Source organism: Bacillus sp. FJAT-18017 (assembly GCF_001278805.1).
GTDB lineage: Bacteria > Bacillota > Bacilli > Bacillales > Cytobacillaceae > Bacillus_D.
Genome location: NZ_CP012602.1, coordinates 1103960 through 1119675 on the forward strand (window position 1 = coordinate 1103960; position 15716 = coordinate 1119675).

Genomic DNA, 15716 nt, shown 5'->3' on the forward strand with positions numbered 1-15716 from the left:
AAGTCATGACAGATGCAACTAAACTATTTACTCAGCCTCTGAAAGTAGTCAACATCGGAACATCGAAGTTCAAGGAGGATTTGGACCTTCAACGGGTAGAATCGATCCAAGTCGACTGGCAGCCGCCTGCCGGAGGGAAAATCGAGCTTGTGAACGCCTTAGACCAGCTTGCGAACCGTGAAGAGATTGACGCTGCCAATGAAGAAGCAGTCCGCAGGATAAAGGATGCGCACCCGATTCTAATAGATATTGACCAGGCGATCAATGTAATACCAGGCATGCATGCGAGAAAAATACTCCATGCCGGCCCGCCGGTAAAATGGGAAAATATGTGCGGACCGATGCAAGGTGCGGTGATTGGCGCTTTATTATACGAAGGGTTAGCGAGTGACGAGGAATCGGCACGGAATCTGGCCGCATCGGGGGAAATTGATTTTTCCCCATGTAATGAGCATTCTGCTGTCGGCCCAATGGCCGGAATCATTTCACCATCAATGCCTGTCCATATCATTGAGAATAAGGTGCATGGAAACAAGACGTATTGCACAGTCAATGAAGGACTTGGAAAGGTACTTCGGTTCGGCGCTTTTTCCGCGGAGGTGATTGACCGCTTAAAGTGGATTGAGAAAATCTTTATGCCTGCTTTGAAAAAAGCTCTGCTACTCTCAGGCGGAATTGATATTAAGGCGATAATTGCTCAAGCGCTTCATATGGGCGATGAATGCCACAACCGGAATAAAGCGGCCACCAGTCTGTTCTTTAAAGAGATTGCCCACTATTTCCTTGAAGCAGACATTGAAAAACAGGACATTAAAGAAGCAACAGCTTTTATTAAGAACAATGAACACTACTTCTTGAACCTTTCCATGCCAGCCTGCAAGGCAGCTTTGGAAGCGGGACATGGAATTTCGAATTCAACTGTTGTGACAACGATGGCTAGGAACGGAGTTGAATTTGGCATCCGTGTGAGCGGTATGGGCCAAAACCAATGGTTTACCGCGCCGGCTAACATCGTCGAGGGCCTTATGTTCCCTGGCTTCACAAAAGCAGACGCCGCACCGGACCTTGGTGACAGCGCCATTACCGAAACGATTGGAATTGGCGGCTTTGCAATGGGTGGAGCACCGGCGATTGTACAGTTCGTCGGCGGAGTGGTGGAAGACGCGCTTGATTACAGCAACCAAATGTATGAAATAACAGTCAGTGAAAATACAAACTATTCAATCCCAAATCTAGATTTTAGAGGGACCGCACTCGGAATTGACATAAGGAAGGTGATTGCCACCGGAATCCTTCCTGTCATCAATACGGGGATGGCACATAAAGTGGCGGGTATTGGCCAAGTTGGCGCAGGTATAGTCAATCCGCCTTTCGCCTGCTTTGAAAAAGCTCTGCTCAGCTTTGAGGAAAACTATTACCAGGGGGTTTAGAATATAGTGAGCAAAATCATGATTGCCCTAGGCGGAAATGCGTTAGGGAACAGTCCGAGAGAACAATTGGATCTGGTTGGGGATGCTGCCCGCCCAATTGTGGATTTAATTGAGCAAGGACATGAAATAGTCATTGCCCATGGCAATGGACCCCAGGTTGGTATGATTCATAAAGCAATAGAGATTGCTTCAAGCCAGAATCCGACAATCCCGACCGTTCCGATGGCAGAATGCGTGGCCATGAGCCAGGGCTACATCGGTTTCCACTTGCAAAACGCGATCAGAGAAGAGCTGCAGGCCAGGAATATCCAGAAAAGTGTTGTCTCCCTCGTAACCCAGGTCGTCGTCGACAAGGGCGACCAGGCTTTTCAAAATCCGACGAAACCGATTGGCGTATTTTATACGAAGGAAGAGGCGGACAGGCTTGAGTCGGAGGGCTTGAAGCTGGTTGAAGATTCGGGCAGAGGCTATAGGGTTGTTATTCCCTCACCGGTACCTGTCAAGGTTGTTGAGGCTGAAGCAGTGAAGGACCTTCTTAAAAAAGGGCATGTCGTCATTACAGTTGGAGGCGGCGGAATCCCTGTCGTTGAGGAAGGAATGACGCTGAAAGGGGTTCAGGCGGTCATTGATAAAGACTCGGCCAGTGAGAAAATCGCAGAAGAGCTTGATCTTGATTATTTATTTATCCTCACTGCGGTTGAAAGGGTCGCAGTCAATTATGGAAAACCCGATCAGAAGGACCTGGAGTACATTTCCGTAGAGGAAGCGAAAATGTGGATTGAAGAAGGACAATTCCCGCCAGGAAGCATGCTCCCAAAAGTTCAATCTGCCATTCGCTTCGTCGAATCTAAGCCAGGAAGAAAAGCAGTCATTTCCTCCCTCGAAAAGGCAAAGGAAGCCATTCTTGGGAAAACCGGCACCACCTTCTACAAAAACAGCAGCTCTCCTTCACTACATTTTTAGGCAAGGAACAAGACTGGCCAGGCGGGTGCATGAGTTGTTTTTCAACTCATGCACCCTGCCTTTTTGTTATGGAAGAGGAAAAGAAAGGGACTGAGTTTCTTGGCCTGCCTTGGTGTTGTACAAGACTGGGAGCCTGATGGGTGTCCCTGGTAGCCGCAAACCTTTATGGAAACAAACCCACGTTGCACATTTATACGACGTTTAGTAGAAGGAGACGTATTAGTATGATCAGATTGTTATTTTTACTTCTAGCTTTAATTGGCGGGATATCGGTTGGACTTCAGGTAAGCATTAATGGAAAACTAGGCAAAAGTATCGGTTCCCTCGAAGCCTCATTGGTGTCCTTTCTTATCGGAACCTTTTTATTGGGAGTGACAACTCTTTTCCTTGGAAAGGGAAACCTGTTGGCAGTAGGCAATGTACCGAAATGGCAGCTTGCAGGAGGGGTAATAGGGGCTTTTTACATTTTTATTATGGTGATTATTGTAGCAAATGTAGAAGTCACTACATCGCTTGTGTTTGTGATTGCTGGGCAAATCTTAATTAGTTCCATCATTGATCATTATGGCTGGTTTGGAGGCAAGCAAGTACCTTTTACCCTTAACCGGGGGATTGGGATCCTCCTGTTGATCGCTGCCCTGTACATGTTTTTTCGAAAAAGCTAAGATATTTAGGTGCCTGTCACTTCCCGGTTTTTTTATTTCAAAAGAGATGTTTCACGAGTGGAGTTCCTGGCACCACTCGTTTTTTCTTGTTCACAGAATGAATGTTCAACAGGATGTTATTGAGGACACCAAGGGGGATTAGTAGACAACATAATTGCGTTTCTAATAATAGAGAGTGAATAATTCTGGGTTGCAGGTAGTACGCTGAAGATTCAATAAGATACACCAATCGCCACCCTTTGCTAGATGGGGATTGGTGTATTGTTTAATTACAAGGTTAATCGCCCCGCAATTGATCTTAAGGTTCGTTGACCATGGAAAGTTATCAAGCGCAATTTTTGAAAGGTACATTAAACCCTTTGGCTTTATCTCCCTTTCTGTTGCTTGAGAACGATTTGTTTCCTTATAGCTACCATACTTAATGTATAAAGACCTTGTTTCATAAAGGTATGATTGGAAATGAACCTATTAAGTTCTGGACCTTTAAAAGGAAGTGGTACAATTTCGTCGATTTCAAGCGCCTTATCCTGTCCCACCAAAGGCTCGATGTCCTGTTCATAGTTAGCATTCATTTTTACCTTAGCTGTTAGGCCAATTTCAAAAAAGTTTCTTTCAAGGAAGATATCATGAAAAAAGACCTCTGTATGATTATCCTTATGAAACTTCAACGGAACACCCAATTCTTCATATAATCCTCTAAATAAGCAATCCTCTACACTGATTTCTCCTGTTTGTATGTCTTTATCTGTTTGTGACAAGCCTTCCATAATTGTACTGTTATAAGGTTTTTGACCTCTAGTTTCACTGGCAGCTGAGGATCTTCTGCTAATAAGGATCGACTCTCCAGAAGGAGAATCAGTAAAGACATAGGCGTTTATTCCAAGAGAAGTAGTAAAGGCTTTATATTTAGATATATTTTCTCGTTCAACCGTGGAAATTGGATGGTTTTCTTTTTTAAGCTCGTTATAAATAGAACGGAAAACTTTATGTGTGAAATAGTCTGTGTCAAACACACATATTTCTAATACTGATGCTTCTTCCTCTCCCAATCTTCCATGACTATCAATCGAATAAACACCATATTTTTTTCCGTTGAAGTAAGCACCATTCTTTTTTTCGAGAAAGTCATGCGCAACAATGCGTCTATGTTTTTCAATCAAATCTCCCAAATTGGCAATGCCAGTTTCGGCAATAATATCATTAAAGTTTCCCTGCCCATTAAATGACCGATCAGGATGAAATATGTATGGGTTCTTTTTTGGATCAATATCTTTTTTAACCTTCTTCGCAATTTCTTCCTTCAGCTCTTCAGGAAAATCTATAAAAAGCTTTTTGTTGGAGTGCTCCACAGTAATCTTTTCATAATGCGGCATAGCATTTCCAATACTAATAATATTTAAATCCTTTTCCGTAATAGGTTTCAACTTAGAGATTTTTTTATGGGTTTGCTTCGTTTGATACTTTTTATATAGCCAACGTCCAAGAAGAGTGGCACTAGTGAGAACAAAACCTAGTATAATCCATACCATCTCCACAAAAAAATCTTCTTGGATTCTAGTTAATAAGTCATGCATTTTCTTTTCCCCCATGATTTTCCTCTATATTTATAGAACTATTTTATCGTATGTCTATGAATAGTTCACTAAGGCGGGAGATTTTTTTTGATTGAGTTGGAGTAGGGGGATGTTTAGGTTCATGTTACTTTTTAAACCTTTTATTAAAAATACCGAAAAATAGATAGATAGATATTTATATAATAAGGGCAGAGAAAAATGTGTAAAGTCTTGTCATTACTGGTTCAGGTGGACTGCAGTTCCTGGCCTTTCACGAGATTGGAAAGTTTAACATAAGGATTAACAAATCAGCTGGCATTGGACTAACATACAAAACGGGTAACACTAAATTCGCGCATAACTATTGATGGGTTAAGCATACTTGGTACCTGTTTTTCTTGGGTATTTTTACATAGTCATTTCATTCGTCAATACCCGGACAGACAATATCGTATGCTATGGTACTTTAGATTAAAATATTCTATTATTTAACTATAGTGGTAAATATTTCGCGGTTTCGGATGCGGGTTAGTTTTAATAGAAAAAGGTGTTGATTCAGAGATGAAGCAAGCGAAAATCATAAAATTTCCAGAGATAAAAATAGTTGAAGATGAATTCGAGGTTGAATTTGAGGTTGAGCCTGTAGTACCGGCTAATCAAGCAGAATACCTTGATTCAAGGCAAAAAGCTATTAAAGAAGGACTCAATGAAGTTAACGGAATTTTATCTTCTAATAATAAAAGACTAGAAGAATTGAACAAGGACATTGATAAACTTACCGATCATTCAGATGGTATTGACTATATGGTTGCTGTAGGTAGCGGTGTACTTGCGGGAATCATAGATTCTTTTTGGGTTGGCGAGTTTAGCTTAGAACGTGGTAAAGATTGGAGCACTAATAAGGTAAATGAATTTGTAGTGAAGATAGCAAAATCGCAAGGTTACGAAGGTGATGATCTTCAAGGTGCAATAAGAAGCCTTGAAAATGGTTTCGGTGCACCAAGTGATAGTAACACAAGCGAGTTTGGCGGTGGATTGCAGCATCATTTGCGAGATTTTGCTCACCACCCGACTCCGGTTGGTCTTTTGTTTTCGTTACTTACTCAATTTACAGGAAAAGCATACGGTACTGATACGGATGGACTGTTTAAAATCGTTAATGTAAAAAACACTACATTAATAGGAAAGGATATTCCCCAAAAGATTTTGTTTGGGGCTGTATACTGGTTTTTTCATATTGTGAGTGATATGGCGGGGTCAAGTTCATTTGCTGGTAAGGGAACAGGCCTACCAGGACCTTTGCTTTCGCTTGCAAAGGAATTATCTGTACTTCCTTTTTTCAAAAATATCACGATGGGCGACCACAGTCTTTCCGTGTGGATTTCCAAGTTGTTCAATGGCACGCTGCTTGCTAAACGGGACTCAAACGGCAAAATTACTGAGCAGGTTAGGTTCGACTTGCGGGCAGAGTTGGGAGTTGCGTATGAGCTCGGCCGCCAGGCAATCCCTGTTATTATAAACGAATGCATAGTGCGCGGATTTTACTTCATTCGCAGACTTACGATGGAGATAAAACAGAAAGATATAAGACGGCTCAGGGATTTGGACCGAGTGGACTTGGATAAAATCATACCCTTCAAGAATCGCACCATTGTTAGAATGCTTACGATTGCAACAGGAACTTTTACGCTTATTGATTTAGGTGATGCGGCCATACGGGGTGGCCTTAAATCAGGTGGAAATCTAGCACTGTTCGCGAAAGAATTTATCTTGAGAGTGAACTTTGTTGGAGTCGGTAGATTTGCAATTGCTGTTGGAACTGATGCCACAATGGGAATGAAACAAAATAAACTTCGAAATACGAGAATCGCTATGCTGAGTGAACAATTGCACTTGATGAATGCCCAGGTTTACTATTTGCAAGCGGATGCCTGGATAGCGGCGGAAACAACAGAAAAAACGATTAATGAAGCTATTGAAATGATGGAAGAGACGACGAAGATTTTTATAGTGGCTTGGGAAGATAACAGGAAATCGATGCATAACATAGGCGAATACAGACAGGGAATTACTAAGCATAATCCCGGTTTAATTGAAGACATCAGCGATATTCTAAAGTGGGGGTAATGAAACTTGAGCACTGAATTAATTGTATTGGATTCTGATGACATAGTACGATCCGGTTTATCAGGTTTTAACGATAATGATTTACCCCAAGTTATTCAAGGACAGATTAGTAAACTCAACGAGCTTGATACAAGCGTTAAAAAAGCAATGAAAGCTGCTGCTTCAGCAAAGGAATCTGCAATTAGTGCAAAAAATATGTCAGCTGGGTTTGGAAAGAAAAAAGTTGCGATTGAGGAATTGCAATCGGCAGGAGTGGATTTAGCAAAGGCGGTCACGTCAGGCGCTGAAGCACAAAAGATTTCATTTGAATTCCAAACAAAACTTGCTGAAGTATCTAAGTATTTATTTGGGCTGGGTGTCAGTAATATTACGAGTAACCGGCTTGTTGTTCGTGAACTCGAGATGAAGCTCAAAGGTGCCTCCCAGGAAGAATTATCTGAATTAGCTCGACAAGAATTAATGTCAGTTGTCAAGCAGTTAAAGGACCAAGAAGATATACTGAACAAACTAGAGATTCTCTCTAAAACGACCAAAAATCATGAAATGACACTGAAAGACATAGATCTTCAGTTGCAAGACCAGGCAGAGATTGATAGGTGGCACAGTGCGCAGCTAGAGAATTATGCAGAGACAAATGAAAGATTTGAAGAGAAGTTGGAGGCTCAAGCAAGCCTTGGCAAGCATCATAGTGAACAATTACATGCTCAAGCAAAGCTTAACAAACTGCACGAAGACCAGCTAAAAATTCAAGCCAAGAACGACAAAATACTTGAAAAGAAATTACAAGCGCAAGCTGAGATAGATAGCCAACATAGTGCGCAGCTAAAGGTACATGCGGAGATTAGTGGAAATTTAGAGAAGAGGTTGGAGTCTCAAGCAGAAGTAAACAAGCTCCATACAGAACAATTAGAGACACTTTTTGAAAGTATCAAAAAGCATGAAGAACAATTAGACAATCTCCATGTACAAAACAAAGACCTAAATGAACAAATAAAAAACAGCATCAAAACTATCGATACACAACAGCAACAAACAACCGCCCTTAATAACGAAGTAATCAATTTGAAAAAGGCATTAGACACCAAAGCAAATGCCATATCACTAAGAATCACAACGGCCATCGCGGTAATCGGAGCAGTGGGGACCGTTTTAGTGGCTTTTTTGTGAGCCACGGATGAGCTTGGGAAGTCATGGGACCGGTCCTTGTGGTTTTTCTATCTTAAGAGAGGCTGTCACCTTATGTAGTGACAGCCTTTCTATAATAGATTTTCCTTTTTAAACCTTTTATTAAAAATACCGAAAAATAGATAGATAGATATTAAATAAAGAGGGCGGAGAAATATGAGGAAGGTCTTGTCAATATTACTAGTTTTGCAGCTATTTTTGACGCCGCTTGATGTTTTGGCCGAGCAGGGGGAAGCCAGAGCGAATCCACAGCAAACTCTTCTTTCCAAGGAGACGTCTGTTCAGGAGCCTAAGCAGTCAAAGGGCGAAACGTTGAATTACACGGATCCTGCCAATTATCCATTGAAGCAGCCGGGTGATTTGGTCGATTTTTTATACGATTCTTATGGATACCAGTATTTCTATTACGATTATTTGACTGACTATTCCATGGATGAGATGAAGCTGAGACTTCGTTATTACTCGGAACAGTCGTCCTTAAAAGACACGTATTTTTGGTTGGAATTTTTCAAGGAGGACTCCGGAAGCCTTGTCTATCAAGATAGCAATGTCTTTGATACATATGGCTATTCAGCTGTCGGTCTCGCTTCATACCTTTCAAAGGAACAATTTGCAGATCAACCGTTTATTTATATTCGGGTTGGCATTACACCAACCTATTATTCTTCTTATTATACGGATACTACAACATTCAAAATTGCGAATCCCTTCTATACGGGTAACGGAAACCAGGCACCGGATTCTTACGTTCTCATAAGCAATGAGTCTACCGATTCGGCGTCTTCGCAACCGACAGGGGTTTTCAATTCTGAACGAATCGAAGAGCCTATAACCAAATCAATGAATCAGGGAATTTATAAACGCGATTTTAATAAAGCATTTAATCCAAAGTTAACAAAGAGCAGTCTTGTTAATAAAAGCACTAATTCCTATTTTCCTTCCTACCAGGTAGGTGATAATAAGTATTTCTGGGTTTCGAACCTTGCAACGAACCAGGATTATCAGGTAAATGCCAGGCTTGCGTATAGCGGAACGAAGGCAAATATATGGGTGAACGACAATCAGATTTCAGATAGCGATGCTGCTCGTCTTGGTGAGGAGTTTGATTCAAACATCTATCCTTCTGTAACAAACAACTTTGGGAAAGAGTCCGATGTGAACCAAGATGGGAAGATTAATATCCTCTGCTATGACATCCAGGACGGGTTCAATGGATCAGGTGGCTATGTAGCCGGATACTTTTGGGGCGGGGATTTGTATACATCCTATTATTCCAATCAATCTGAAATTTTCTACATTGATACGTATCCGGCAATGGGTTTATATTCAAATGATGTAACGCAAGTCTACGAGACAATAGCACATGAGTTTCAGCACATGGTCAACTACAATCAAAACGTGCTGCTTGAACGTGGCGTCACAATGGATACATGGCTGAACGAAGCTTTTTCAATGGCTGCTGAACAAATCTATTCAGGTAATGCCTTAAGCAGCCGAATCAATTACTACAATAACTCAGCTGCTATTCAAAATGGCCATTCGCTCCTCTACTGGGATAGAACTGGCGATACATTGTCCAACTATGCGTTGTCCTATTTATTCGGCCAATATTTCAGGCTGCAGGCAGGCCAAGGGAACCGGATTTTTAAAGAAATCATGAATGATACACGAAATAATCATCTTGCAGTTGAAGCAGCAGCCAAAAAGTATATGGACACAAACATGACGTTTGGCAAGCTTATGACCCATTTCCGGGCGGCGCTTTTATTAAAAGAATCATCAGGTCTACATGGGTTTAAGGGTGACCCTTCCTTTGATTCTATTAAAACAAAGCCATTTACAGGCAGCTCCCAAAATCTGCGTGGGGGCGGTGCCGTTGTGGCGCCGTATAATTCCACCGCAGGATTTAAGGAGCCAACAGAAAAAGGATCATCAATTACCTATACGTATTTCAATTCAGGTGACAAGAAGGATACAACACCACCTGCAAAACCTGTTGTCAACCCAGTCAGTGACAGGGATACGCAACTTTCCGGCCAGGCTGAACCAACTTCAACTGTTTTTGCTACCGTAGGTGGAACTGAAATTGGCAGAACAACTGCTGACGGAAGCGGCAACTTTATGATGGATATTTGGCTGCAACCAGCTAATGCAACTATTTCCATTTATGCAGTAGATGGTGCTGGCAATACGAGTGAAGCTGAGACCGTTGTTGTTGAGGATAAAACTGCGCCAACACAACCTGTTGTAAACGATTTTTCCGATCGTGATTCGTTTGTTACCGGAATAGCTGAACCAAATACAACAATCCAAGTTAAAAAGAATAGTAGCCTACTTGGCAGTGCAACCGCTAATCAAGACGGCACCTTTTCTGTATACGTTTTACAACAACCTGCAGGAACACAGTTGACTGTTGTGGCAATTGATGCTGCAGGAAATGGTAGTGATCCAGCTACATTAACTGTTGTGGACAATACAGTTCCAAGTATCAATGTTGATATAGTTACAGATCAATCGAGTAATATTACCGGAAAAACTGAGTCGGGCGCTACAGTGAGTGCTGTTATAGCCGGAAAAACATATAAAGTGACAGCTAATCAGGATGGATATTTTACAATTGCCATTCCTAAACAAAGGGCAGGAGAAGTAATCCTCGTTACAGCTTCTGATGGAAGAAATACAAGTGGAACAGTTGAGTTGTATGTAGTAGATGTAACCGCCCCAGAGGTTAGCGGAGTCAGCAACAATCGCTACTACAATAAAGATGTAACGGTAAGCTTCAATGAAGGCACCGCAACATTGAACGGTGCAGCTTTTACAAGTGGTACGATTGTGAAAAATCCAGGAGTTTATACTCTAATAGTTACTGACTTGAACGGCAATAAGACAACTGTGAAGTTCACCATTGATAAAACTGCACCTAAGGTAACCGGTGTTACAAACAACGCCTACTATAATAAGGATGTTAAGGTAACTTTCGATGAAAGCAAGGCAACACTAAACGGGGCTGCTTTTACAAGCGGATCGGTTGTGAAAAATCCAGGAGTTTATACTCTAGTAGTTACAGACTTGGCCGGCAATAAGACGACTGTGAAGTTCACAATCGACAAAACTGCTCCTAAAGTAACCGGTGTAACAAATAACGCCTATTACAATAAGGACGTTAGGGTTTACTTTAATGAAGGCAAGGCAACTTTGAACGGAGTAGCCTTCACAAGCGGTACATTGGTGAAGACTGCAAAGATTTATACATTGGTCGTAACCGATCCAGCCGGAAACAAGACCACGGTGAAATTCACAATCGACAAAACGGCTCCTAAGGTAACCGGTGTTTATAATAATGCTTTTTACAATAAAGATGTCCGAGTTTATTTTAATGAGGGTAAGGCGACCTTGAATGGAGTAACCTTCAAGAGTGGTACTGTCGTTAAAACAGCAAAAGCCTATACACTCGTCGTAACCGACTCTGCTGGCAACAAGACCATGACTAAGTTCACGATAGACAAGACACCACCTGCAGCTCCTAAGGTCAATACTGTAAAAAGCGGAGCCAGGACGGTAACCGGAACAGCGGAAGCTTATTCAGTTGTATCAATTAAGGTTGGTACTAAAGTAATCGGTAAAGCGACAACTGACCGATATGGAAAGTATAAAGTTACAATTCCGGCACAGAAGCGATATACGGCATTGTATGTAACTGCGAAGGATCGGGCTGGGAATGTGAGTAAGGCGACAAGGGTCGTGGTTAAATAGAAAAAGGTAAAAAGATGTGATTATGCTATTACCTTTATCCGCTCTTTAATGATGCTTTAACAAACAGCCTAAATATTTGAATATAACCAAAGCCGGTACTCTTCTTTAAGAATACCGGCTTTTCTTTATTTATTTTTGGACGGTAACTTTCCGGGATGAGCCGATGTTTCCGGCTGTATCTTTCGCATAAACATACAGTGTAGTTTTATACTTTTGTTTTGGTATTTTCACTGAGTAAGTTCCTGTTTTTCCAGCCTTAGCCTGACCAATTACACGGTTGTTGGCTTTCACATATACAGTGGCGTTCGGTTCTGTTTTTCCTGTCACTGTTGCAGATTTGACTGTAACTTTATTGACCGTTGGAATAGCAGGAGGTGTTTTGTCTTTAACGGTTACTTTTGTGGATACACTCGTATTTCCGGCTTTATCCTGTGATGATACAGTCAAGACAGTACCAGCTTTTTGTGATTTTTTCAATGCTAATGAATAGTTTCCATTTTTATCTGCCGTACCTTGAGCGATAACAGTTGATCCTGATTTAACTGTTACTTTGGCATATGCTTCTGTTTTTCCCGTAACCTTAATATCTTTATCCTTTACTTCATTTACAGAAGGTGCCTTCGGTGCTGTGGTATCTTTCACGATGATTTTAGCTGGGAGGCTTTCATTTCCTTCGGCGTCCTTGGCAGTTACATAAAGGGTTGTACCGCCTGTTTTTGCCGGAATACCAATAGAGAATTTCCCGTCTTTTCCGGCCTTGCCTGTCTTAATGATTGTACTTCCCTGTCTAACGATAATTGTAGAATTTGCTTCCGCAGTTCCAGTAATAACACTGCTTTTATCAGTTATAGTACTTACCACAGGTGCTGCTGGAGGTGTAGTATCCCTTTCGACAAGCTTGAAAGAGTAAGGGACTTTATTAAAACTTCCTTCATCTCCTTGAATCCAAATAAAATAAGTACCTGCATTCAGGGAAAGGTTTGTCACTTTGGCTGAGGCTGACTTTCCATATTCAGTAGAGTAGTCATCAGCATACCAATACGAACTTCCCTGTTGGTAAATAGATACTCCAAATCGATGGGAATCAGATTGGGACATATACAAGGCCAAATCCATTTTAGTAGGTATTGTTACCCTATAATAATCCACATCATCATCATACCCGATCACTCCGCTGAACTGCTGTCCGACTGTAATTACATCAGCGGTCGATTCGCCATGATTAGGCTCCGTTTCAAATGCGGAATTGGCAGTGACGTTTACAGAGAAAGAATATGGAATATTATATTTGTCGTTTTCATAGACGTCTATTTTAATATAATAAGTGCCTTGAGGCAGGCCTGTATGGATAACTTCTATAAGATCCGTGGAATCATTATAATACGTATACCAACCTTCCAATTCATTTCCGCTTACATCAAAAAGATTAATTTGAAATCTTTCAGTCGCACTTCTGCTAAGATTAACTTTTACTTCACTGTTCTTATCCACTGTAAAAGCAAAATAATCCTCGTTGTAATCACTGTCTCCAAAACCATTGTAGACAGTTCCTGTTTTGATCCAGTTTGCCTTTGAGCGGCTGTCGTTGTCTTCTTGTTCATAATTTTCGCTAGGGGTAAAATCAACTTCTAACTGGTAAGGAACTTTATCGTAGTTTCCTTCGTAGTGGCTAACCCTTATAAAATATGTACCGCTTTTTAATCCGTTTGAGAATAGTTCTATAGGCTCAGTACTGTCATTAAAATATGTATGCCAATCTTCCATTCTTGATTGTGAGGAATCATAGAGCACAACCTGGAAGTTTGTATCCTGTTTTGGAGTGATTTTAATAGTTAGTTTGCCTGGGTTTGTTAAAGTAATTCTGTAATAGTCATAATCATCGGAATAGTAAGAGTCATTAAAGATTGTGCCATTTACCGCAGCAGTGAAAACACCACTTTCATAGGGGCTTGCGGTTAAGGACAAACCATTGGCTTTACTGAATGAATCATTGTCTTCAACTTCTGAAGAAGTTTCAGCTTTTACTGCCTTAGGACTCAAAGAGATCGTTGAAGCTACCAGTAATATTACTACCATAATACTAAATACTTTTTTCATACAAACCTCCCATAAAATGTATAAAATATAGTAGAATTATCTCATAAAATGTAGAAAATGGAAGACTTAATTTTAACTATTTGTCTGTTTATACTATTTTCGATTCCTGTACTGAAGCGGGTGAAGTCTGCATTCTAATTGTTCTCTTAAGAAAAAAGCTGTCTGCATAGTTGAGGAACAAATAGTAACGGTATAAAACAAAGACTGAATTTCCAATAGAGCATCCCAGTTATGAGACTAAAATAAGAGATTTCTTTCACATTTTCAGTTTATATATGTTCCCGGGTTCAATGTGTATCTGATAGGGGCTTCATTAGCTGGTTAGCGAAAACGAAAAATCTAGCTAAAAACCACGAATCAACTAAAACAATAAAGGATTTGACCGATAAAATAGAAGAATCTTAAAAGCTAGTTAATGTATAGGGTTAGATTATGCAGGACTGATGGGGCTGTGAATCTGTGGCTGGACAAAAAATGTTAGGCGTGAAGAGATACTAATGTGAAAAAGTGATTCATTTCATTTCACTAGGATTGACTGTTTTTTTTCGGGAGGAGGTTAATCTTTAACTAATCGAAAGTGGAGCTACCTCCTTCGACCTATAGTGAGAAGTACCTGCTTTATTCTTGGGGATTATCTACTATTTCTACAAAAGTCTAAAAATCTTGAAATATTTGTCGAATTTGTAAATAAAGTGCACTTAAGTTCTGTCAGTCGTTATATAATTAAAAAAGTTTTAGTACTAAAGTAACTCCAATTGTATTGGAAGTGGGTCCTTTGTTGGGTGATTATTACACTATTCTCCAGGTAAATGCCGAATCCTCCTTGGAGGAGATCCGTTCAGCTTATATATCATTAATTAAACAATATTCAAACCAAACTCATCCTGAACAATTTCAAAAAATCCGGAAGGCCTATCAAATCCTTGGTAATCCAGTGTCACGGCAAGAATATGACACAATGGAATTTTATGGGGATAAAATTAGGAAACTTGAGGAAGAAAGTGAATGCTTCATGGAAGAGGAAGATTATCATCAAGCTATTCAGTCGTACAAGCGAATTCTGATGATTGATCCTTCCATTCATCGCATTCGTAATAGGCTTGCACTTGCCCTTAGCTACAATGGCGAACATCAAAAGGCAATCAGCCAATTCAATAAGCTGATTAACCAACATCCGGAACAAGTAGTATATCTTAAGAACTTTGCATATGCTCTGGATTTTGCCGGTGAAACCTTAGAGGCAATTTCCCGCTTTAAAGAAGCAATAAGCCTTGAACCCGAAGATGTTGACCTGGTTTATACCTTGTCTGGAATATTTGAACGAATGAATGATTATAGAAAAGCCCGGGAATGTGTGGAACAGGGATTGTCTTTAAAGAAAGACCGTGGCTATCATGCTTATTTCTATTTCATCAAAATTGTTAAGTTGACGCTTATGGAACGGGATAGCCGGGAACTTTCAAAAATCCTTGATCGCATTGATTGGCTGCTCGATACATATGAGGACGAGAAAGAATCTGTGGCAATCGATTATGCAAAGATTGCATATGAACTTAATGAAGCGTGTTTATATGACTGGGCACTAAAACTGACCGAAAGAGCAGTGAAACTTAGTCCGGATGATGACACAATCGCAAGACTGCATTACTTAACAAAAGAAAAAGAACCTATCATTACAGAGTTTAACCTGCTAAACAAAGACGATAAAATTCCTTCCCCTCTAAAATTTTGCTTCACTTTATATATTTATGGGCATACGCTGCCTGAAGACGAATATGAGAAAAAAGCGGATGCCATGTTTGACCAAATTGAGGAACTCACGTGGAAATTCCCAAGGGAAACAATCGTGGCAATTAAAAGAATGGTGATCAAGTATCCGTCCTTATTTGAAGCAAAGCAGGAGTTGTTGACAAAATTGCTTTCTCTAGCGGAAGGTTGAAATT

Annotated in this window: 9 protein-coding genes; 7 read left to right on the forward strand and 2 right to left on the reverse strand. The window is 40.6% G+C overall.

The genetic code is table 11. From position 1 onward, the window contains the following. Positions 1–5: 5 nt before the first annotated feature. The 3 genes from AM500_RS05090 (at position 6) to AM500_RS05100 (ending at position 3058) form a co-directional block, all read left to right on the forward strand. A complete protein-coding gene (locus AM500_RS05090; RefSeq protein ID WP_053598252.1) occupies positions 6–1430 on the forward strand; it encodes a YlbE family protein in 1425 nt (474 codons plus the stop codon). 6 nt (positions 1431–1436) lie between these two features. Beyond that, a complete protein-coding gene (arcC, locus tag AM500_RS05095) occupies positions 1437–2393 on the forward strand; it encodes a carbamate kinase (RefSeq protein ID WP_053598253.1) in 957 nt (318 codons plus the stop codon). A gap of 224 nt (positions 2394–2617) precedes the next feature. Further along, complete coding sequence (locus tag AM500_RS05100) at positions 2618–3058, forward strand: DMT family transporter (protein WP_331457424.1); 441 nt, start codon at positions 2618–2620, stop codon at positions 3056–3058. Positions 3059–3423: 365 nt separating this feature from the next. On the opposite strand, the gene AM500_RS05105 is transcribed toward AM500_RS05100, so the two are convergent. Further along, positions 3424–4647: a hypothetical protein gene (locus AM500_RS05105; protein WP_053598254.1), complete on the reverse strand. Its 1224-nt coding sequence runs from the start codon at positions 4645–4647 to the stop codon at positions 3424–3426. Positions 4648–5172: 525 nt separating this feature from the next. On the opposite strand from AM500_RS05105, the gene AM500_RS05110 reads away from it, so the two are divergent. From AM500_RS05110 to AM500_RS05120, 3 genes are all read left to right on the forward strand, one after another. Further along, positions 5173–6738: a hypothetical protein gene (locus AM500_RS05110; protein WP_053598255.1), complete on the forward strand. Its 1566-nt coding sequence runs from the start codon at positions 5173–5175 to the stop codon at positions 6736–6738. A 6-nt stretch (positions 6739–6744) separates the two neighbouring features. Further along, the gene (locus AM500_RS05115; protein WP_053598256.1) at positions 6745–7905 is read left to right on the forward strand and encodes a coiled-coil domain-containing protein; all 1161 of its coding nucleotides are present in this window, start codon (positions 6745–6747) and stop codon (positions 7903–7905) included. Positions 7906–8079: 174 nt separating this feature from the next. Beyond that, positions 8080–11676 carry an Ig-like domain-containing protein gene (locus AM500_RS05120; protein WP_053598257.1) on the forward strand — a complete coding sequence of 1199 codons (3597 nt, stop codon included), beginning with the start codon at positions 8080–8082 and terminating at the stop codon, positions 11674–11676. A gap of 129 nt (positions 11677–11805) precedes the next feature. On the opposite strand, the gene AM500_RS05125 is transcribed toward AM500_RS05120, so the two are convergent. After that, positions 11806–13773, reverse strand: a complete 1968-nt coding sequence (locus AM500_RS05125) for an Ig-like domain-containing protein (RefSeq protein ID WP_053598258.1) — start codon at positions 13771–13773, stop codon at positions 11806–11808. Positions 13774–14551: 778 nt separating this feature from the next. On the opposite strand from AM500_RS05125, the gene AM500_RS05130 reads away from it, so the two are divergent. Next, positions 14552–15712, forward strand: coding sequence for a J domain-containing protein (locus tag AM500_RS05130; protein ID WP_053598259.1), 1161 nt, complete (start codon positions 14552–14554; stop codon positions 15710–15712). Positions 15713–15716 lie beyond the last annotated feature (4 nt).